Source organism: Demequina iriomotensis, assembly GCF_000971395.1.
GTDB lineage: Bacteria > Actinomycetota > Actinomycetes > Actinomycetales > Demequinaceae > Demequina > Demequina iriomotensis.
In genome coordinates this window covers 222,211-242,503 of record NZ_BBME01000011.1, presented here as the reverse complement: position 1 = coordinate 242,503, position 20,293 = coordinate 222,211, and the positions used below count along the sequence as shown (strand labels likewise).

Here is a 20,293-nt window from a genome sequence, read left to right as displayed (position 1 = left end):
AGACCGCCCGGAGCCCCCGCAATGGGGCGCTCACGGGCGGTTTCTCGTCTGCGGCGCCTCCCTTGGGGCGCCGAGCGTCATCCGAGCGTGACGCGCACTCCCCCGTCGGCCGCAGCGAAGCTCACGCCCCGCAGGTCGGCGACGCGAGGCAGGCCTGCGGTCGCAGGCGTGGCCAGGCTACCGACCACCACCACCTGGGCACCGGCCGCGAGACCGGCCCGCACGCCCGCATCGGAGTCCTCGAACACGACGCAGTCCGCGGCGTCGAGGCCCAGCGCGGCCGCTCCGCGGCGGTACGGCTCAGGATCGGGCTTGCCATGCTCGACATCCTCGGCCGCCACCAGCACCTCGACCTCAGGGAACCCCAGCCGCGTGAGGCGGCGCAGCGCCGCGTCGCGCACGGCCGATGTCACCACGGCCCAACGCCCGGCGGGCAGCGTGTGAGCGGCGGCGAGGGCGCCGGGGATCTCCACGTCCGCATCGAAGCGCTCGTTCTCCCAGGCGGAGATCTGAGCGAACCACGGCTCGATGTCCGCCTCTTCGCCCAGGAACCGCCGGAGCGTCGCGCGAGCCGGCACGCCGTGGACATGCGCGAGCACCTCGTCGACGTCGAGGCCCGCCTGGCGGGCGAAGTCCCCCCACACGACGTCGACCGTCGCGGTCGAGTCGATGAGCGTGCCGTCCATGTCGAGCAGCACACCCGCGGCCGTGAGCGCGGTCATCGCTCCTCCGCCGTGCCCAGGCGGACGATGCGCGTCGTGGCGAGGCGGTCATGCAGGCCGCGGCCGTCCGGTCCCCACACGACGGCGGGGATCACGAGCGCGAGCAGGCCGGTCCGGATCGCGGCCTTGGTCGGACCCACCGCCGGGGCGCCGTCCTCACGCACCACGCGCAGCCCGGTGAGGCGATGACCGATGGTGCTGCCGAGGGTCGCGACCAGCACCAGGTGCTGGAGCGCCCAGATCGCGAGCGTCGCGAACGGCGCTCCCGCGAGGAAGGCGCGCTCCACGGCGGTCGCGCCCGCCGCGACGTAGGACGGGTCCGGGAAGAACGCCGAGGAGATCAGCAGGCACAGCGCCCAGTCGATCGCGATGCCGCCGAGGCGGCGCGGGACGTGGGCGGAGGGCGTCTCGGGAGCGGGCTGCGCGGTCACCGCGACAGCCTAACCGGACGATGCACGGCCGAGCCTGCCGCGCATCGTCCCGCGCGACCCCTGGAAGCGCGCCTCGGGACGGCCACATGTAACACCCTTGAAACATTCCGTGTATTTCTTGGCAACCGTCCACCCCTAGGGTGTGAGGTGCCAGTGCACGCCTGTCCATGTATTCAAGGAGTACCGGATGTTCAAAGACGCCAACGAGGCGATCGAGTATGTGAAGAATGAGGGCGTCGAGTTCGTCGACATCCGTTTCTGCGACCTCCCGGGTCAGATGCAGCACTTCAACATTCCCGCGTCGCAGTTCACCGAGGACGTGTTCACCGAGGGCGCGATGTTCGACGGCTCGTCGATCCGCGGCTTCCAGGCGATCAACGAGTCCGACATGAAGCTGCTGCCGGACGTGGCGACGGCGTTCGTCGACCCGTTCCGCAAGGCCAAGACGCTGGTCATCAACTTCTCGATCGTGGACCCGTTCACGAACGAGCCGTACTCGCGCGACCCCCGCAACATCGCGGCGAAGGCCGTCGAGTACCTGAAGTCCACCGGCATCGGTGACACCGCCTTCTTCGCCCCCGAGGCGGAGTTCTTCATCTTCGACTCGGTTCGCTTCGACACGAACCAGCACGAGGGCTACTACCACATCGACTCGTCCGAGGCCTGGTGGAACACCGGCGTCGAGTACGAGGAGGACGGCACCCCGAACCGCGGCTACAAGACGCGCTACAAGGGCGGCTACTTCCCCGTCTCCCCCGGCGACCAGTTCGCGGACCTCCGCGACGAGATGTGCAAGGTCCTCGGCGAGGTCGGTCTCGAGCTCGAGCGCGCGCACCACGAGGTGGGCACCGCCGGCCAGCAGGAGATCAACTACCGCTTCAACACGCTGCTGCACGCGGGCGACGACATCCAGAAGTTCAAGTACGTCGTCAAGAACGTCGCGTGGCGCGCGGGCAAGACCGTGACCTTCATGCCGAAGCCGCTCTTCGGCGACAACGGCTCGGGCATGCACGTCCACCAGTCGATCTGGAAGAACGGCGAGCCGCTCTTCTACGACGAGGCGGGCTACGGCGGCCTCTCGGACATCGCGCGCTGGTACATCGGCGGCATCCTCAAGCACGCGCCGTCGCTGCTCGCGTTCACCAACCCGACCGTCAACTCGTACCACCGCCTCGTGCCGGGCTACGAGGCCCCGGTCAACCTGGTGTACTCGGCGCGCAACCGCTCCGCCGCGGTGCGTATCCCGATCACCGGCTCGAACCCGAAGGCCAAGCGCATCGAGTTCCGCGCGCCGGACCCGTCGTCGAACCCGTACCTCGCGTTCGCCGCGCTCCTGATGGCCGGCATCGACGGCATCAAGAACCGCATCGAGCCCCCGGCCCCGGTCGACAAGGACCTCTACGAGCTTCCCCCGGAGGAGCACGCCCAGATCGCTCAGGTCCCGGCCTCGCTCCCCGCGGTGCTCGACGCCCTCGAGGCGGACCACGGCTTCCTCACCGAGGGTGGCGTGTTCACCGAGGACCTCATCGAGATGTGGATCGACCTCAAGCGCACGCAGGAGATCGACCCGCTGCGCTTCCGTCCGCACCCGCACGAGTTCGAGCTCTACTACGACTGCTAAGTCGTCTCACGGCTCACCGGAGGCCCGTCCCGCTCTCGCAGCGGGGCGGGCCTTCCGCTTTCCGGGCGCGCGCGTCCTGGTCCCGGAGCTCCCGATACGTGCATGGGTGCCCGAACATGAGGGCGTGCGCGCACCCATGCACGTACGGCGCGAGGGAGGCGCCGCGCGGGCGCGTCAGCGCAGCGCGTCGACGAGCGCCGCTGCGGTCGAGAGCACACGGTTGTCGTCGGCCTCGGGCGTGAAGCCCAGGCGCGCGATCACCAGCGACTCCGACGGCACCACCACGACCCACTGTCCGTCGTGCCCCTCGGCGAAGAACGCATCCGCAGGCAGCTCCTCCTCGACCACGGACCCGTCCGGGCGGGCGTTCGACCACCAGCCCGAGGCGTAGCCGTCGGAGCCGGGCTCGACCTCGGTATCGACGGCGGTGGTCGACTCGGCCATCCATCCCTCGGGCAGCAGCTGCTCCCCGTTCCACTCGCCGTCCTGCAGCGCGAACTGGCCGATGCTCGCCCAGTCGCGCGGCGTCGCCCACATGTACGAGCTGCACACCGGCGTCCCGGCGGCGTCGGCCTCGAGCACCGCGCTCGACAGCCCCAGCGGCGCGAAGACCTCCGCGCGCGGAGCGTCGGCCAGCCCACGGCCGTCCGTCACCACCGAGCACAGCAGGGTGGTGGAACCGCTCGAGTACTGCAGATAGGACCCAGGCTCGTGCGCGAGCTCCTGCGACGCGACGTATGCACCCATGTCGCCCTCGCGGTAGAGCATCGTGGTGATCGGCGTGCCGAGGTCGTACGTCTCGTCCCACGCCAGCCCGGACGTCATCTGCATGAGGTGACGGATGGTGATGTCCGCACGGCCGTCCGTCCACGACGGCACCAGGTGGTCGTCGTCGAGGCTGATCTCGCCCTGCTGCACCAGGCGCCCGACCAACAGGTTGGTGACGGACTTGGTCATGGACCATCCGAGCTGCGGCGTCGTCTGGTCGAAGCCGTCGGCGTAGCGCTCGGCCACCAGCTCGCCGTCCTTGAGGACCACGATGCCGCGGGTGCCGAGCGCGTCCCGCTTCTCCGCGTCCAGGTCGTCGCCGAAGGCGTGCGCCAACGCCGCCTCCACCGCATCGTCGCCGGGCTCGGTGAGCGAGAGGTCGGTGTAGACGTTCCCCGAGACGGGCGTCGCGGCCGGCAGGTCGCCCTCTCCCCCGCCGAGCGTGCAGCCGTAGCCGTCGACCGCGACGGCCTCCTGGCGCGCGAGGACGCCGAGGATGGTGGTCGCGGCGCCGTCGTCCGTCACCCGCGTCCTCAGCACGGGCACGAGGGGGTTCGGCGGGAGGTCCGACGCCGCATCGTCCCGGCCCGCGATGACGTCCAGCGCGCACGCGTTGTGGGCCGCGTAGCCGGTGCCCGTGACCAGCAACGGGCGCTCGTACCAGTAGCCGGCGGTGAGGGCCACGGCGACGGTGGCGGCGGAGGCGGAGGCGAGGACGATGGTGCGTGCGCGAGGCATGGAGGCGGGGATCCCTTCGGTCTGACACCGATCGCGAGCCGCCCCCGCTGTCCACGTTGAGGCGGGGTGCCGCGGCTGTCGCCGATCGGGTCGCCCAAGACTAGGGCATGGCCTCGTCCGGGCGCGACGCCGTCAACGTGCGCAAGGTATTTCCAAGAGCAAGTTGCTGGCCTTGCCACAGTGGTGGCGCTGCGCCGCATCACGAGGTGCCCGCATACCGGTGCCACGCTAGTATCCGAAGTACCAACGCCGCTGAGGGTCGTCGAAGGGGGTCCTCGGTGCCTGCGGTCGATCTATTTGTTGGGTATGACTCCGGCGAGGCGCAGTTGGCCAACGCCTCGATCGTCGAGTCCGTCGGGCACATCGTGGATGTCCGGCTCCATGTCCCAGTGACGCAGAAGGACGAGTGGCCACCAAACGAAGACACGCAGAAGAAACTCGTCAAACACACGCGCAACGCGTTCAAAGAGGCGCTCGCATCCAACATCGAGGTCACCCCGGCGAACTGGCATACCGACGAGTTCATTACCTGTGCGAGCCCATTCGGCGAGGTCTCAGGCAGGTACGTCGATCTCGTCGTGTTTGACAAGGCAGACACTCGGCGCCGTGGATTTACCAATCCAATGAAGTCCGGCAGCAAGCTGCATCGCGCGCCCCATCAATGGCGCATCGGCGCCGATGCCGCCTGCGAATCGCTCCGGCGGGAAGCCAACAAGCGATTCGGCAGCGGGATCGCGGGGGCGCAGGTTCGTTGGCGTGCGGCCGCCGGACTGCGGGTGGTCGATGCCACGAGCGAAGCTCGTGGCCGCGACTTACGAATGGCGATGAAGGACTCGCGCCGGACACGTAACTATGTGCTGGTCGCCGTAAGCGTCGTGGCACTTCTCGCGATTCCTTTGTTCATGTACGCAACTGGCAAACTCGATTCAGTCTTGGGCACTTTGCTGCTTCTCATCGCATACGCAGCCATGCTCGGTGTTCCGATCTTTATTGGCGCGCACTCCGAGTATGTCGATGCACGCGATGAACTCCGGGAGGTCGAAGCTCAGCAAGATCTCCAGCGCACGACGAACGCGGCCACCGATCACGAGTATCTTCGTGCACAGAGTCAGTACCGCGTGAGCACGGTCGAACTGAAGCGCTACCACGATCAAACCCTTCGCCAACGCGCATGGGTGTACACCCTTGGAGCGCTGTGCGTGGTTGCGGGGCTTGCGATCGCGGGGATTGCGCTCTACGCGGTAGCTGTACCGCTCAAAGACGCAGAGGACCAACAACGCGTGATCGTCGCGGTCGTCGGTCTCGTCGGGGGTCTACTCACCAACTTCGTCGCTGTCATCTTTATCCGAATGTTCTCCGACACGGTCAAGTCTTCGGTCGACCTCTTCCACCAGCTAGCTGCCACCCACCACGGTAACTTTGCCAACATCGTCGCCGCATCAATATCGGACCAGACCACAAGGGAAGCTGCGCTCGCTCGCATTGCCGAGGCCATGGTTCACCTCCCTGCTCAGCAAGCGCCAGGACTCACCGACTGAGCACGGCACGCGCCGCCATTTTGGGAGCGCCCATGGGAGAAGTCCCAGGTGGGTGCGATGGCGAGGTACGGCTCAAGGCATGCGGCAGGATAGGCGGATGCCTCAGACGTGGACCGGCCGCTCCGGGTGGACGCTCACGCGCGAGGGCGGCGGCCTCACGCTCACCGCCGACGGCGCCACGACCCGCTTCGAGGGCCCTGCCGCATCGCGGATCCGGGTCGCCTGGTGGTGGACCGGCCGCTGCCTCGTGATCGAGGCGGGGGACGATGCGCCGCGCACCCGCCTCGCCGGCCTGCGTCTCCGCGACGCCGGCGCCGTCGCCACCGCGGTCGCGCGCATCGTCACCCGCGCCACGCTGCGCGACGCCCTCCTGGTCGCCGCCGAGCGCGAGGGGTACTTCGAGCGCCTCCTCGAGACGCGCGTGCGCAAGCAGCGGTGGATCGCGCACGACGACGCCGCGACGATCCTCGCGGAACTCCCCCGGCACGACGACGTGCTCGCGCAGCTCTCCGCCGCCCAGCGGGAGGATCTCGACGCGCACCTGTCCCCGGCCGAGCGCAAGGCGCTCTCCTTCCTCGCCCAGGACCACCTGGCGCGCGTGAGCGCCGCCAACGACGAGATCCTGCGCCGGGAGCTCACGGTAGGCCGGCCGTTCTTCGACCGTGTCGAACGTTCACCTCTCTCCGAGGAGCAGGCCCGCGCCGTGATCTCCCACGACAACCGCGTGCGGGTCATCGCCGCCGCCGGCTCGGGCAAGACGTCGGTGATGGTCGCGCGCGCGGCCTACGCCATCCGGCGCGGCTTCGTGCGTCCCGACCGGATCCTCATGCTCGCGTTCAACGCCGACGCGGCCAAGGAGCTGCAGGAGCGGGTCGAGACCCGGCTGGGCGCCCTGGGGCTCCCGAGGGACGGGCTCAGGATCGCGACCTTCCACTCGTTCGGCCTCGCGCTCATCGGCGAGGCGACGGGCAGGAAGCCGCGCATCGCGCCGTGGGTCGAGGGCGGCCGCGACGTCGAGAAGGTGCAGGAGATCGTCGATCGGCTGCGCGACCAGGATCTCGACTTCCGCTTCAAGTGGGACCTGTTCCGCCTGCTCTACGGGAAGGTGTCGGCGACGGCCGACGGCGGCGAGCCGGACTCCTACGACCCCGCGACCAAGGTGAGCGGCTTCGAGACCTACCGCGGCGAGACGGTACGCAGCGAGGGCGAGCGCCTGGTCGCCGACTGGCTGTTCCTCCACGGCGTCGACTACCGCTACGAGCAGCCCTACGCGCACGACGTCGCCGACGCGACCCACGGCCAGTACCGCCCCGACTTCTACTACCCCGCCGTCGACGCGTGGCACGAGCACTGGGCCGTGCGCGCGGACGGCAGCGTGGTCGAGGACTTCCGCGGCTACCGGGACGCGATGACCTGGAAGCGCAAGGTCCATGCGACCCACGGCACCTCGCTGGTCGAGACCGAGTGGCACTCGATCATCGACCACAGCGGCTTCGAGGCCCTCGCGGTCGACCTCGAGGGTCATGGGCTCACCCTTGACTGGAACCCCGACCGGACGCTGCCCGGCGCCGAGCCGCTCGAGCACGAGCGCCTCGCCCGGCTCATGCGCACGTTCATGTCGCACATCAAGTCCGGGTCGCTCACCCGCGAGAGCCTCCGGGAACGCGTGGCCGCGCATCCTGAATGGGACACGGCGCGCACCCGCCTGTTCGTGGACCTCTACTGGCGGATCCACGAGGCATGGCAGGGCGAGCTCGACGCGACCCGCACGGTCGACTTCGACGACATGCTGCTGCGCGCGGCGGAGCTGGTCGAGCGAGATCCGGGCCTCGCCCGCTGGGACCTCGTCATGGTCGACGAGTTCCAGGACACCTCGCGCGCCCGCGCGCGGCTCACGAAGGCGCTGCTCGCCGGGCAGGGCAAGCACCTGCTCGCGGTCGGCGACGACTGGCAGGCCATCAACCGCTTCGCCGGCGCCGACCTCTCGCTGATGACCGGGTTCGGCGCGTACTTCGGCCCGGCGCTCACCCGCCGCCTCCAGACCACGTTCCGCACCACGCAGACCACCGCCGACGTCGCGGGCCGCTTCGTCTCCCGCAACCCCGCCCAGGTCACCAAGGCCGTGCACGCCTCGCGCGGTCCCGGCGGCGCGCCCGTGCGCATCGTCCGCGTCGGGAGGCACGATGCGGTGGCGGGCGCCGTCGAGGCGCACCTGAGGCGCCTCGCGGCATCGTCGAGCGGCACGGTCGACGTGCTCGGGCGGTACGGCTTCGACAAGAACCTCATGCCCGCCGCGCGCATCGACGGCCTCGACGTGCGGTTCCGCACCGTGCACCGGTCGAAGGGCCTCGAGGCCGACCACATCGTGCTGCCGAACGTCACAAGCGGGCGGTACGGCTTCCCCAGCACGATCGAGGACGATCCCGTGCTCACGCTCGCGATGTCGGACGACGACGGCTTCCGTCACTCCGAGGAGCGCCGCCTGCTCTACGTCGCGCTCACCCGCGCGCGCCGGACGGTAACGCTGGTCACGGTCGCGGGCCGCGAGTCGCCCTTCATCCTCGAGCTGATCGACGACCCGGACGTCGAGGTGGTGGACGCGGACGGCACCCCGATCGGCGAGGTCCGTGCATGCCCCGGCTGCGGCGAGGGCACGCTCGTGGCGCGCTCCGGCCCGCACGGCGAGTTCCTCGGCTGCAGCACGTTCCCCCGGTGCAGGCAGACTGTGAGGGTCTGACCCTGTCCTCCGCGCGACACGCCACCGCCTCCCACCCTTCGGTGAATACCCGGTATACAGTCGCCTCATGCATACCGGATATGCAAGGGGGAAGTGATGTCGGTCAAGCATTCGCTCCTGGTCCTGCTCGGCGACGGTGACCGTTACGGATACGAGCTCCGCGCCGAGTTCGAGCAGCGCACCGGCGGCGTCTGGCCGCTCAACGTGGGACAGGTGTACAGCACCCTCGAGCGGCTCGAGCGCGACGGGCTGGTGCTGCGCGCCGCGGCAGGCGACGAGCGCCAGGTCCGCTACGCGCTCACGGAGGCCGGACGCGCCGAGGTGGGCGCGTGGTGGGCGACACCCGTCCCGGTCGCCAACGTGGGCCGGGACGATGTGGCGCTCAAGATCGCGCTCGCCGTCACCTCTCCCGGGGTCGACGCAGGCGCCGTCATCCACGAGCAGAGGCGCGCGGTCATGACATCGCTCCAGGAGCTCAACCGCACCAAGCGGGCGAGCACCGACGCCGCGTGGGACCTGGTCGCGGACGCGCTGATCTTCCGCGCCGAGGCGGAGATCCGGTGGCTCGATCACACCGAGCAGCGGCTTTCGCTGACGCGCAGCAAGGCGGGGCTCCCCGCGGCAGCACCCCGCCGCTCGGTCGCCGCGTCAGAGGCGGAGGCCGCGCGATGACCGCCGCGCCCGACGCCTCACCGGTCCTCCGCCTGCGCGACGTCGCCAAGACGTACGGCGCGGGCGAGGCGGCGGTCGCCGCTCTCACGGGCGCGTCGCTCGACGTCCACGGGGGCGAGATGGTCGCGGTCATGGGCACCTCGGGCTCGGGCAAGTCGACGCTGCTCGCGATCGCAGGCGGCCTGCTCGCGCCGACCTCGGGCGAGGTCGAGGTCGCCGGCAGGCCCTTGGCGACGCTGAGCACGCGCCGCCTCGCGGCCGTGCGCCGCGAGGTGATCGGCTTCGTGTTCCAGGACTTCAACCTCCTGCCCTCGCTCACCGCGCTGGAGAACGTGGCGCTCCCCCTCGATCTCGGAGGCGCCTCGACCGCCACCGCGAGGTCCGAGGCACGCCGCGCACTCGCGACGCTCGGCATGCGCGAGCGCGCCCGGTCCTTCCCCGACGAGCTGTCGGGCGGCCAGCGCCAGCGTGTCGCGATCGCGCGCGCGATCGTCGGCGAGCGTCGGCTTCTCCTCGCCGACGAACCGACCGGTGCGCTCGACTCCGTCACCGGCGAGCACGTGCTGGAGGCGCTCAGGGAGCGTGCGGACGAGGGCGCCGCGGTGGTGCTCGTCACCCACGACGCGCGCCACGCGGCCTGGGCCGACCGCATCGTGTACCTGGGCGACGGCCGCATCGTCGACGAGACCCGCGCCGCCCGACCCGAGTCTCTCCTCTCTGGAGGGGTCCAGTGAGGGCGCTCCGGCGTGGTCGCGCCGCGCTCGGCTTGGTCCGGCGCGAGCTTCGTGCCGACCCGCGCAGCGGCGCTCTGGTCGCGTCCCTGGTGGCGCTGCCCTCGGCGGCGGTCATGCTGGTGTCGATCGCGCTGGCCAGCCAGACGCCGACCGTCGAGGAACGTCTCGCGGCCGAGCTGGGCCGCACCGAGGCACGGGTATCGGTCGGCGACACCACCGGCGCACCCATCATCCAGTCGCCTGACGATCCGTGGTCGTGGGACTACTCCCCCGAGACCCTCGAGGGCGACGGCATGGCCGAGGGGCTCGACCTGCTCGGACCCGCCGATGTCGAGGCCGCCCTCCCCGACGGCGCGCCGTACCTCCGTGTCAGCACCGCCGGACCCGTCGTCGTGGAGGCCGGCGGATCGTTGGCCCGCGCGACCGTCGTCGAGGGCGAGCCGTGGGCCGACGCGCTCGCGGGTCCCTACGAGGTGCTCTCCGGGCGCGCGCCGACGACGGCGTCCGAGGCCATGGTGTCGCCGGGGCTCGCGGAGACGCTCGATCTTGCGACGGGCGACGCGATCACCGTCACCGATTCCGCCCGGACCGTGACCGTCGTGGGCACGATGCGGTGGCGCGGGAGCGACGCCGCGGAAGCCGTCTTCGCCCCACTCGGCGCCACGGGCGTCGACCCGTCCTCGGCCACGCACGCGTGGTACCTGGTCGGGTCGCCCGTGGGCTGGGATACCGTCCGTGGGCTCAACGACACGGGCCTGGTGGTGGAGTCGCGCGCCGAGATCCTGGCCTCGGGCCTGGCCGTCCCGGCCGGCGAGCAGGACTCGGCCGGCGCCGCGCTGATCGCCACCGGCGCGGTCGGCGTGCTCGCGGTCATGCTGCTCGCCGGTGCGGGATTCGCGGTGACGTTCCGGGCCCAGCTGCGCGAACGCGCGCTGGTCGCGGTGACGGGCGCCACGCGCGGCAGCCTCGTAGCCATGGGCGCCGCACGCGGGTTCTGGCTGGGGCTCGCGGGAGGCGCGGCCGGCGCCACGCTCGGGGTCGTGCTCGGCGTGTCGTGGGTGGCCTTCCTTCGGCACTGGGACGGGGCGACCGACCCGGCCACCGTGTGGGGCTATCACGTCATCTGGTGGCACACGCTCGCGGTGGTGGGCTACGGGGCGCTCGCCGGCACGGCCGCGTCGCTCCTCCCGGCCCTGTCGGCATCCCGGATCGACCCGGTCGCGGTCCTGCGGGGCAGTCAACGACCGCCCCGCGTCCGGCGCTGGCCCGGCGTGGTCGGCGCCGTCCTGGTCGCGGCGGCGATCGCCGTGCTCGCGGTCGCGGCCACCACGCTCAACCTGGGCCTCGACGCCAGGGGCGCGGAGGCGCGCGCCGCCGCCACCCGCGGTTGGTGGCTGGCGTCGCTCGGCGCGATGGCAGGGTTCGCGGGCGCGACCCTGCTCACGGCACCGGCCTTCCGCGCGATCGCTCGAGTCGCGGGTGCGCTCGGCGTCTCGGCACGCATCGCCGCGCGCGACGCCGCACGCCACACCGGGCGGACGGTTCCCGTGGTCGCCGCGGTCGCCCTCGTCGCCGCGCTCGGAGGCGCCACTCTCCTGACGCTCGATCGCGACCAGGCCGCGGTCGAGTCACAGTGGCTCCCCGACGTCCCGATCGGCGACGCGCTGGTCCAGGTCACGACGAGCGACGCCGACCCCGCCCCGCTCGCGCGCCCCGCTGCGGACGCGGTGCGCGCCACGCTGCCCGACGCCGACGTCACCATCGTCGACGGCTGGGCGCAGGCCGATCAGCTCGCCGATCCGTCGGCGACCGTGCCGTACGTCCTGGTCCCGATCGCACGCGTCTGCCCGGACTTCGTGGGGGAGCCCGGAGTCATGTCGGCACGCGAGCTCGCCACCGATCCCCGCTGCGACGGGCTTGCGCACGAGGTCGGGCCGTGGATCGGCGCCGCCGCCGTCGGCGACGCCCGCCTGCTGGAGACCCTCATCCACGAGACACCGTCGAGCGAGGCCCGCGCAGCGCTCGACAGCGGCGGTGCCGTGGTGCTCGCACCGACGATGCTCGACGGCGACACGCTCACCGTGGGGATGTTCGACCCCTCGGCCGCGATCTACGCCGACCTCGGCGTCGAGCCGGAGTCACGCATCGTGCTCGACGCCGCGTACCAGCCGAGCGCCTATCGCGCCGGCGGGACCCTCGTCGTCCTCTCGCCCGCAGCCGCTGCACGGGTCGGGTGGCCTGTGGTGCCGTCGCGGCTCATCGTCGATGCGCCCGATCCGATCACGCCCGCCCAGCAGGCGGCCTTCGACGGCGCCATCACACGGGCGACCGGGGAGCTCCCCTACTCGTCGGTGGAGAGCGGCGGCGCGAGCCTTGCGCTGAGCCCCGCCGTCGCCTGGGCGACGGTCGGCATCGTCGCGCTGTTCACCCTGGGGTGCACGGCGGTCGCGCTGGGCCTCGCGCGCACCGACGCCCGGCGGGACGACTTCACGCTCGCCTCGCTCGGCGCATCGCCCGGGTTGTCGCGCGCCGTCGCCGCGTGGCAAGGCGCGCTGATCGTCGGCGTCGCCGGGGCGATCGGCCTCGCCTTGGCCCTCAGGTGGGTCACCGTCGACACCCGGTCGTGGGTCGATGTGTCCTTCTCGCCGCCGTGGGCTCTGCTCGTGGCGACGCTGCTCGGCGCGCCGGTCGCGGCGGGCGCGCTCGCGTGGACGGTCACACGGCCGCCGACGCCGCTGCACTACCGCCTCGCGGCCTGAGACGGCCGAGGCTCCGCGCCGCTCCCGTTCAGACCTTCGGGAACCCGCCGTCGCCCCAGTCGATGACCTCGCCCGTCTGCTCGGGGATGACGCGCGTCCCCCGCGACGGCACCTCGGGCTTGGGTGCGGTGATCGGTCCGCGCTCCGCGCGCGCCGCGGCACGCTCGGACGCCTCCGTCTCGCGCGTCGCGGCCAACTGCGCCGAGTGCCATGCCGCCGCGACGGCGGACGAGTGGTCGACGCGAGCGACGAGCGCCCGGACCCCCGCGATGAGCTCGAGCATCCCGGTCAGCGCGACCGCGACTCCCATGAGCGCCGCGACGGCCCCGATCACCAGTCCGAACCCGCTCCCCGTCCCGAGGAGCAGCGCCGCGATGCCGTACCCGACCGCGCCGATCAGCGGCCCCCACACGAACGCGTTGAGCGCGCCATCGCCGATCCTGTCGGCGGCCGACTTCTCCAGCGCCACGGGCGCCCTCCCCTTCACATGAGCGCACGCCGATGCGGCACGCGAGCAGGACTACTTCTGGCCGAAGAACTCCGCGTTGGACCGCTGCGGCGGCGCGCTCGCGGGACGTGCGACGTCGAGCTTGGCCGCGATGGCCTCGATGGCGGACGCCTGACGTGTCACGGCGCTCACCGTGAGCACGAGGCCCACGAACGCCACCACGGCGCCGATCACCGCGAGCACCGGCACGCCGGACAGCGCCCCGAGCGTGGTCACCATGTTCCCGACGATGAGCAGCACGAGCCCGAGTCCGAGGTTCGACGCGAAGGTGAACGGGACTCCGGACGGCGCATTCTCACTGGCAGACATGGCCATACCCTGGCACGTCGGCGCGGTAGACGCCATCCCCAGTTCGGGTGTCGCCCGGACGCAGGACGCCCGCCCCCGTGAGGGAGCGGGCGCCGAGCGGTGCCGAGACGGACGATGCGTCAGGAGCGCTCGGGGTCCTCGTCGCCGGGGCCGGCGGTCGCCGCTGCGGGGATCGCGGCCTCGTCGGCGCCGGAGACCGCCTCGCCCGCGGACGCGACGGCCGGCACGGCCTCGGCGCCGTGCGCGCCCCCGGCCATAGAACGCGACTGCACCAGGATCGCGGCCGTCAGCGCCGCGAGCAGCACGGCCGCCACCGAGATCCACATCGCGGTCGAGAATCCCTGAACAGTCGCCTCGGCCATCTCGGCGGGGGTGGTCGCGCCGTGGTCGGTGATCCAGTTGGCGGTCGCGGTCGCCGCGACCGTGTTGAGGAGCGCGATGCCGATCGAGCCGCCCACCTGCTGGGTGGTGTTGAGCGTCGCCGAGACCACTCCCGCATCGGTCCCGCGCACGCCGCCGGTCGCGGTGGCCATCGACGGCATGAACGTCATGCCCATGCCGAGGCCCAGGAACAGCAGGCCGGGGAACACGTGGACCCAGTACGTCGAGTCGACGTCGATCTGCGTGAGGAACGCCAGCGCGGAGGCGGCGATGAGCATGCCGGGGAGCATGAGGCGACGCGGACCCACGCGCGGCAGGAACCGCGCGGAGATGCCGACGGCACCGGTCATCATGCCGAGCACCATGGGCAGGAACGAGACGCCCGTCTTGAGCGGCGAGTACCCCTGGATTCCCTGCATGTAGTACGTGAGGAACAGGAACACGCCGAACATGCCGATCTGCGTGAGGCCCACCGCCGCGAGGGCGCCCACCCGGTTGCGGTCGCGCAGCAGGTGGAGCGGGAGCAGCGCGTGCGGCGTGCGGCGCTCGACGACGACGAAGACGGCGAGCAGCACCGCGCCGAGCGCGAGCATCGACAGCACGAGCGCCGACGTCCAGCCGTCCTGCTCCGCCTCCGACAGGCCGAAGACGATCGACAGCACGCCGCCGGTCGCGAGCAGCGCACCCGGAATGTCGAGGCGCGTGCGGATCCCCTCGACGCCGTGGTTGTGGAGGAACAGCGACGCGCCGATGACCGCGACCACCGCGATGGGCACGTTGACCATGAGGGTCCAGCGCCAGTCGAGGTACTGCGTGAGGGTGCCGCCGAGGATGAGGCCCAGCGCCGCGCCGCCGCCGGCGATCGCGCCGTAGACGCCGAGCGCGCGGGCACGCTCCTTGGGATCGGTGAACGTGACGTTGAGCATCGACAGCGCGGCCGGCGCGAGCAGCGCGGCGAACACACCCTGGAGGGCGCGGGCGACGATCAGCATCGTGAACGTCTGCGAGACGCCGCCGAAGGCCGAGGCCACGGCGAAGCCGATGAGCCCGGTGATGAGGACCTGCTTGCGGCCGAACACATCGCCGAGCCGGCCGCCGAGCAGCAGCAACCCGCCGAAGGCGAGGGTGTACGCCGTGATGACCCACTGTCGGTCGGCGTCGGAGATGCCGAGGTCCGCCTGCGCGGTGGGAAGCGCGATGTTGACGATGGTCATGTCGAGCACGACCATCAGCTGTGCCAGGCCGATCGCGGCCAGGCCCCACCAGCGGCGGGGATCGGGGGTGGAGTCCATGATTGCCTTTCGTGTGCGCACCTCGAGGCATGACGATGCCGCGAGGGCGTCGGTGCCATGGGGCCCGCGAGGGCCGGTGCCAGGCCGCGGGGGCCGTGGGGACGAGGGGCGGGCCCGCTCGGGGACGATCGTCCCTTGAGCACTTCCTAGCCGCCCGGTAAGTTACGGCTACGACGCTATAGTGGAACTAACCGGTCGTCAAGTTAAATGCATCGATCCGTCGACGACGGCCCGGAGAGGAAGCCATGACCGAGACCCCGACCCGCCGCCGCGGCGATACGCGTGAGCGCATCCAGGAGGTCGCGCTCGAGCGCTTCACCGAGAACGGCTACGACCAGACGTCGCTGCGCGAGATCGCCGAGGACCTCGGCGTGACGAAGGCCGCGCTGTACTACCACTTCAAGTCGAAGGACGAGATCCTCGAGTCCCTGCTCGCGGCGGCCTCCACCGAGCTCGACGCGCTCATCGCCTGGATGCGCGCGGAGCCGTCGACCCGGGAGCGACGCCTCGAGATGATCCGCCGGCTCGCCGCCGTCACCCACGGCGTGCCCGGCGACGTCATGCGATGCGTCCAGCAGAACGAGGTCGCGCTCCAGAACCTCGGGACCGGCCTGGTGCACGACCTCAAGGTGCGCCTGTGGGAGGCCGCCCAGCCCGCCGACGCGTCCATCGAGGACCGCCTGCGCATCCGCATGGCGATCATGGCGGTGCTCATCGCCAACAAGCCCGGCAACGATCTGGGCGGCACGGCGGCCGAACGCGAGACGGCCGCGCTCGCGATCGCCGAGGACCTGGTCCGCTAGGCGGGACCCGGCGCCTCCCGCCCCCTCAGCCGTCGGCGAGCATCGCCGCGGCCGCGCGCAGTTCCGCGAAGGCGGCGGCGGTGCGGTCGCGCAGCTCCCCCGGCGCATCGTCCACGGCGGGATCCACCCAACGCTGGAACCCGGTCGAGAACGCGACGACGCCCATCTCCGCCGCCAGCCGCGCGACCGGAGCCGCGACCCCCCTGGCGACCAGCGCATCGTCCATCGCCGCGGACATCCCCACGGCCTTCATCGCATTGCGGCCCCGCAGCTCGTCGTTGGCGGCGATGGCCGCCTCGATGAGGTGGCTGAGCTCGCGGTTGAAGGTGGTCATGGAGGACGATGCGCGATCCAGGCCCGCGGCGACAGCGTCGAGCGGCGCGGCGTCGGCGGGCGCCTCGGCGACCCCCTCGGCGAGCAGGCGGCTCAGGGTCTCGTGCCCCGCGGAGAGGATGTCGCGCTTGTCCGCGAAGTGGCGATGGAAGGTGCTGCGGGTCAGCCCGGCGCGCTCGGCGATCTGCGCGACCGTGGTCTCGTCGTAGCCCTGCTCGGCGAACAGCGTGAGCGCCTCGACGACGAGGCGCTGGCGGGCATCGGGCTTCCATCGGGCCATGCCCCCACCCTAGCCGATGCGACACCTGTCGCATCACGTGTTACCGTGATGGAACAACTGTCGCATCACTTCCCGGAGGTCTCCCATGCGCGTCTTCATCACCGGCGGTACCGGACTGATCGGCTCGGCGGTCGTCGCCGAGCTGCTCGCGGCGGGGCACACCGTGACCGCGCTCGCCCGCTCGGACGCGTCCGCCTCCGCGGCCGAGGCCGCGGGCTGCGCCGTGATCCGCGGCTCGCTCGCCGATCTCGTCGTGCTGCGCGCCGCCGCAGCCGAGGCCGACGGCGTCATCCACCTGGCGTTCGGCAACGACTTCGGCTCACCGGAGGCCCTGGCCGCGAACGTCGAGGAGGAGGCCGCCGCGCTCGCGGCCGTCGGCGAGGCGTTGATCGGAACCGACAAGCCCCTGGTGACCGTCGCCGGGACGCCGGGCGTGCCCGGGCGCGCCTCGACCGAGGAGGACCCGATGCCGGTCGTCGGGCCCGTGGGCGGCCGCGGCGCCTCGGTGAACCGCGCGCTCGGCCTCGCCTCGCGCGGGGTGCGCAGCGCGGCGGTCCGCCTCCCGCGCACCGTGCACGCGGACGGCACCGGCGGCTTCGCGGGCATCCTGACCGGGATGGCCCGGCAGTCCGGCGTCGTGGCGTACCCGGGCGACGGCACGCAGCGCTGGCCGGCGGTCCACGCGGCCGACGCGGCGGCCCTGTTCCGGATCGCCCTCGAGAGCTCGCCGGCGGGCGGCGTCTGGCACGCCGTCGCGGACGAGGGCGACACGGTACGCGACATCGTCGCGGTCATCGGGCGCCGGCTCGGCCTGCCCGTCGAGCCGCGTCCCGTCGAGATGTTCGGCCCGGTCGGTCCCGTGTTCGCGGCGGATCAGCCGTCATCGAGCGCGCGCACCCGCGCGGAGCTGGGCTGGGAGCCGACTCACCCGAGCCTGCTCGAGGACCTCGAGCTCCTTCGGGCCTGACCCGCGGGCTCGCCGAGCCCGGCGAGCGGCCCGTGTCACGGGGCCGACGGCGCGGCGCTCACCCCCGCGAGGCGGTCGCGGAACCACCGCTCGTCGCGCGGATCGAGCGCGATCTCGATGGCGGCATCGTGCGTGCGCACGGTCACCACGACGAGGGGCGCGGCGAGCGCCGCCTCCGGCAGATCGAGCGGCGGACCGGCCATCGCGTCGCCCATGGAGGTGCCGAGCATCTGCTCCTCGACAGGGGTGGGACGGCGCGAGCCCTCGTCGACGGAGACCACCGCGATCATCCGGTCGCGACGCCACAGCTCGCCCAGCTCGACGCGCCAGCGTGGCTTCGACTCCCAGAAGGGCTTGAGCCCCGGGACCGTGCCGGCGGCGACCCGGGTGTGCGCGACGAGGACTCCTCGCGCGCGCTCCTTCGCGAGGCGTCGAGGGCTGGGGCCGAGCTCGAGCAGGCCGAGCAGGAAGTTCAGCACGCCGCCCACCAGCCACATGTCCATCGCGCTCGTCCTCCGTCCGTCGAGCGCGAACCTAGCAGCAAGGAGACCCAAGTACCGCGAGGTCAGCCGGCCATCTCCTCCTGGCGGGTCGCCGCGGCCACCGCATCGGCGGACGCCACGTACCCGGGGATGTGCCGCTCCCCCACCCCGTCGTACGCCGAGAGCGGCCGGATCAGGGCGTTGTCCGCGAGCTGCTCCTGGATGTGCGCGGTCCAGCCGGCGATGCGGGACGCCACGAAGATGGGAGTGAACAGCTCCGTGTCGAAGCCCATGAGGTGGTACGCCGGGCCCGACGGGTAGTCGAGGTTGGGATAGATGCCCTTGCGCGCCACGAACTCCGCCTCGAGGGCGTCGTACAGCTCCGCGATGTCGGGGCGCTCGGCGTGCGCGACCAGCGTGTCGAGCGCCGCCTTCATGGTGGGCACGCGCGAGTCGCCGCGCTTGTACACGCGGTGGCCGAATCCCATGATCTTGCGCTTCCGACCGAGCGCCTCGTCGAGCCACGCCCCCACGTTCGCGGCCGAGCCGATCTCGTCGAAGGTCCGCATCACCGCCTCGTTGGCGCCGCCGTGCAGGGGTCCCTTGAGCGCGCCGATCGCCGCCACCACGCCGCTGTAGTAGTCGGACAGCGTCGACGTCACCACGCGCGCGGTGAACGTGGAGGCGTTGAAGCTGTGCTCGGCGTAGAGCGTCATCGAGACGTCGAAGGCCTTCCTCACCACCTCGTCGGGCTCCTCGCCGCACGTCATCCACAGGAAGTTGGCCGCGTACCCCAGGTCCTCGCGCGGCGGGACGATGGGCAGCCCGCGCCGGTGGCGCTGGATGTACGCGACCACCGCCGGGACCTTCGCGATGAGCACGAGCGCCTTCTCGCGGATCTCGTCGGGGTCGGCGGTCCACGCCGTCGGGTCCTCGCCGCCCAGGACGCTCACCGCGGTGCGGAGCACGTCCATCGGATGGGCCGAGTCGGGAAGCCTCTCGATCACGCCCATGAGCCGATCGCCGAGGTCACGATGCGTGCGCTCGAGGGCGAGCGCCCGCTCCCGTTCCTCCGCGCTCGGCAGGTCCCCGTTCCACAGCAGATGCACCACGTCCTCGAACGAGCACATCGAGGCGAGCTCCTGCACCGGGTAGCCCCGGTAGAGCAGCGAGTTGGTCTCGACGTTGACCTGGGACACGGCGGTGCGGTCCGCGACCACGCCTACCAGGCCCTTCCTGATCTCGGGGCTGTCGCTCATGATCACTCCTTCGTGATGGGGCTCTGCGAGGGTCGGGGCGTGCGGCGCCGTCAGTCCTTGACGACGGTGAAGGTGAAGATGTCCGAGTCGAGGCGGCTGTAGCCCTCGTAGTCGAGGAGGTCGTAGAGCTCGGCGCGGTGCTGCATCTCGCCGACGTGCGGGGCGAGGGTGCCGTCGGCGTCCAGCGTGTCGAGCGCGCGCATCGCGGCGCCCATGGCGAGCCGCAGCAGCGACACGGGCCAGATCACGACGTTGACCCCGACGTCCCGCAGCGCCTCGACCGTGAACAGCTCGGACTTCCCGAACTCGGTCATGTTGGCGAGGATCGGCACGTCGACGGCGGCACGCATCGCCGCGAACTCCTCGAGCGTGGCCATGGCCTCGGGGAAGATCGCGTCCGCACCCGCGTCCACGAGCGCTCGCGCGCGGTCGACGGCCGCGGACAGCCCCTCGACCCCGCGCACGTCGGTGCGCGCCATGATGAGCAGGTTCGGGTCGCGCCTCCCGTCGACCGCGGCACGGATGCGGTTGACCGCGACGTCGAGCCCGACCACCTCCTTGCCGTCGAGGTGGCCGCAGCGCTTCGGGTTGACCTGGTCCTCGATGTGAAGGCCCGCGACCCCGGCGTCCTCGAGCTCCTGCACGGTGCGCGCGACGTTCATCGGCTCGCCGAAGCCCGTGTCGGCATCGACCAGCACGGGCAGCTCCGTCATGCGCGCGATCTGGCGCGTGCGGCCGGCGACCTCGGTGAGCGTGGTGAGCCCGATGTCGGGCAGCCCCAGGTCGGCCGAGAGCACCGCGCCCGAGACGTACACGCCTTCGAAGCCGCGCCGCTCGATCAGACGCGCGGACAGCGGGTTGAAGGCGCCCGGCATGCGCAGCAGCTCGCCCGTGGCGAGGCGCGCACGGAAGGCCTCGCGCCTCGCGGCGGGCGTGGTGGTCGCGTAGAGCATCGGTCC

The 20,293-nt window shown here is 71.7% G+C and carries 18 protein-coding genes; 8 read left to right on the top strand and 10 right to left on the bottom strand.

The window, feature by feature from the left end:
* Positions 1-77 precede the first annotated feature (77 nt).
* Together AOM09_RS06335 and AOM09_RS06330 are read right to left on the bottom strand one after the other, a co-directional pair.
* Complete coding sequence (locus AOM09_RS06335; protein ID WP_062385741.1) at positions 78-722, bottom strand: HAD-IA family hydrolase; 645 nt, start codon at positions 720-722, stop codon at positions 78-80.
* Positions 719-1,153 (bottom strand): RDD family protein, encoded by a 435-nt coding sequence (locus tag AOM09_RS06330; protein ID WP_062385739.1) that lies wholly within the window; start codon positions 1,151-1,153, stop codon positions 719-721. Before AOM09_RS06330 ends, AOM09_RS06335 begins: the two co-directional genes overlap by 4 nt.
* Positions 1,154-1,340: 187 nt before the next feature.
* On the opposite strand from AOM09_RS06330, the gene glnA reads away from it, so the two are divergent.
* Complete coding sequence (gene glnA, locus AOM09_RS06325) at positions 1,341-2,774, top strand: type I glutamate--ammonia ligase (RefSeq protein WP_062303700.1); 1,434 nt, start codon at positions 1,341-1,343, stop codon at positions 2,772-2,774.
* 174 nt (positions 2,775-2,948) lie between these two features.
* Here glnA and AOM09_RS06320 read toward each other — a convergent pair whose 3' ends face one another.
* Positions 2,949-4,280 (bottom strand): serine hydrolase domain-containing protein, encoded by a 1,332-nt coding sequence (locus AOM09_RS06320; protein WP_062385737.1) that lies wholly within the window; start codon positions 4,278-4,280, stop codon positions 2,949-2,951.
* 278 nt (positions 4,281-4,558) lie between these two features.
* Here AOM09_RS06320 and AOM09_RS06315 point away from each other — a divergent pair, with 278 nt between their 5' ends.
* The 5 genes from AOM09_RS06315 (at position 4,559) to AOM09_RS06295 (ending at position 12,720) form a co-directional block, all read left to right on the top strand.
* Complete coding sequence (locus AOM09_RS06315) at positions 4,559-5,818, top strand: hypothetical protein (protein WP_062385735.1); 1,260 nt, start codon at positions 4,559-4,561, stop codon at positions 5,816-5,818.
* Positions 5,819-5,915: 97 nt separating this feature from the next.
* Positions 5,916-8,555 (top strand): UvrD-helicase domain-containing protein, encoded by a 2,640-nt coding sequence (locus tag AOM09_RS06310; protein ID WP_062385733.1) that lies wholly within the window; start codon positions 5,916-5,918, stop codon positions 8,553-8,555.
* A gap of 96 nt (positions 8,556-8,651) precedes the next feature.
* Positions 8,652-9,227 carry a PadR family transcriptional regulator gene (locus tag AOM09_RS06305; RefSeq protein ID WP_062385730.1) on the top strand — a complete coding sequence of 192 codons (576 nt, stop codon included), beginning with the start codon at positions 8,652-8,654 and terminating at the stop codon, positions 9,225-9,227.
* Complete coding sequence (locus AOM09_RS06300; RefSeq protein WP_062385728.1) at positions 9,224-9,961, top strand: ABC transporter ATP-binding protein; 738 nt, start codon at positions 9,224-9,226, stop codon at positions 9,959-9,961. Before AOM09_RS06305 ends, AOM09_RS06300 begins: the two co-directional genes overlap by 4 nt.
* Positions 9,958-12,720 carry an ABC transporter permease family protein gene (locus AOM09_RS06295; protein WP_062385725.1) on the top strand — a complete coding sequence of 921 codons (2,763 nt, stop codon included), beginning with the start codon at positions 9,958-9,960 and terminating at the stop codon, positions 12,718-12,720. Before AOM09_RS06300 ends, AOM09_RS06295 begins: the two co-directional genes overlap by 4 nt.
* A gap of 28 nt (positions 12,721-12,748) precedes the next feature.
* Here the strand turns inward: AOM09_RS06295 and AOM09_RS06290 are convergent, their stop codons facing one another.
* From AOM09_RS06290 to AOM09_RS06280, 3 genes are all read right to left on the bottom strand, one after another.
* The gene (locus AOM09_RS06290) at positions 12,749-13,189 is read right to left on the bottom strand and encodes a hypothetical protein (protein WP_062385723.1); all 441 of its coding nucleotides are present in this window, start codon (positions 13,187-13,189) and stop codon (positions 12,749-12,751) included.
* 51 nt (positions 13,190-13,240) lie between these two features.
* Positions 13,241-13,537: a hypothetical protein gene (locus AOM09_RS06285; RefSeq protein WP_156162263.1), complete on the bottom strand. Its 297-nt coding sequence runs from the start codon at positions 13,535-13,537 to the stop codon at positions 13,241-13,243.
* A 119-nt stretch (positions 13,538-13,656) separates the two neighbouring features.
* Entirely contained in the window at positions 13,657-15,210 is a 1,554-nt protein-coding gene (locus AOM09_RS06280; RefSeq protein WP_082098898.1) for an MFS transporter, read from the bottom strand.
* A 245-nt stretch (positions 15,211-15,455) separates the two neighbouring features.
* Between AOM09_RS06280 and AOM09_RS06275 the strand changes: the two genes are divergently transcribed.
* Positions 15,456-16,013, top strand: a complete 558-nt coding sequence (locus tag AOM09_RS06275) for a TetR/AcrR family transcriptional regulator (protein ID WP_062385720.1) — start codon at positions 15,456-15,458, stop codon at positions 16,011-16,013.
* Positions 16,014-16,038: 25 nt separating this feature from the next.
* On the opposite strand, the gene AOM09_RS06270 is transcribed toward AOM09_RS06275, so the two are convergent.
* Positions 16,039-16,626 (bottom strand): TetR/AcrR family transcriptional regulator, encoded by a 588-nt coding sequence (locus AOM09_RS06270; RefSeq protein ID WP_062385717.1) that lies wholly within the window; start codon positions 16,624-16,626, stop codon positions 16,039-16,041.
* An 85-nt stretch (positions 16,627-16,711) separates the two neighbouring features.
* Here AOM09_RS06270 and AOM09_RS06265 point away from each other — a divergent pair, with 85 nt between their 5' ends.
* Positions 16,712-17,593: an NAD-dependent epimerase/dehydratase family protein gene (locus AOM09_RS06265; protein ID WP_062385715.1), complete on the top strand. Its 882-nt coding sequence runs from the start codon at positions 16,712-16,714 to the stop codon at positions 17,591-17,593.
* A gap of 35 nt (positions 17,594-17,628) precedes the next feature.
* Here the strand turns inward: AOM09_RS06265 and AOM09_RS06260 are convergent, their stop codons facing one another.
* From AOM09_RS06260 to prpB, 3 genes are all read right to left on the bottom strand, one after another.
* A complete protein-coding gene (locus AOM09_RS06260; RefSeq protein WP_062385714.1) occupies positions 17,629-18,096 on the bottom strand; it encodes a hypothetical protein in 468 nt (155 codons plus the stop codon).
* A gap of 62 nt (positions 18,097-18,158) precedes the next feature.
* Entirely contained in the window at positions 18,159-19,334 is a 1,176-nt protein-coding gene (locus AOM09_RS06255; protein ID WP_062385711.1) for a bifunctional 2-methylcitrate synthase/citrate synthase, read from the bottom strand.
* 50 nt (positions 19,335-19,384) lie between these two features.
* Positions 19,385-20,287: a methylisocitrate lyase gene (gene prpB, locus AOM09_RS06250; protein WP_062385709.1), complete on the bottom strand. Its 903-nt coding sequence runs from the start codon at positions 20,285-20,287 to the stop codon at positions 19,385-19,387.
* Between the last annotated feature and the right edge of the window lie 6 nt (positions 20,288-20,293).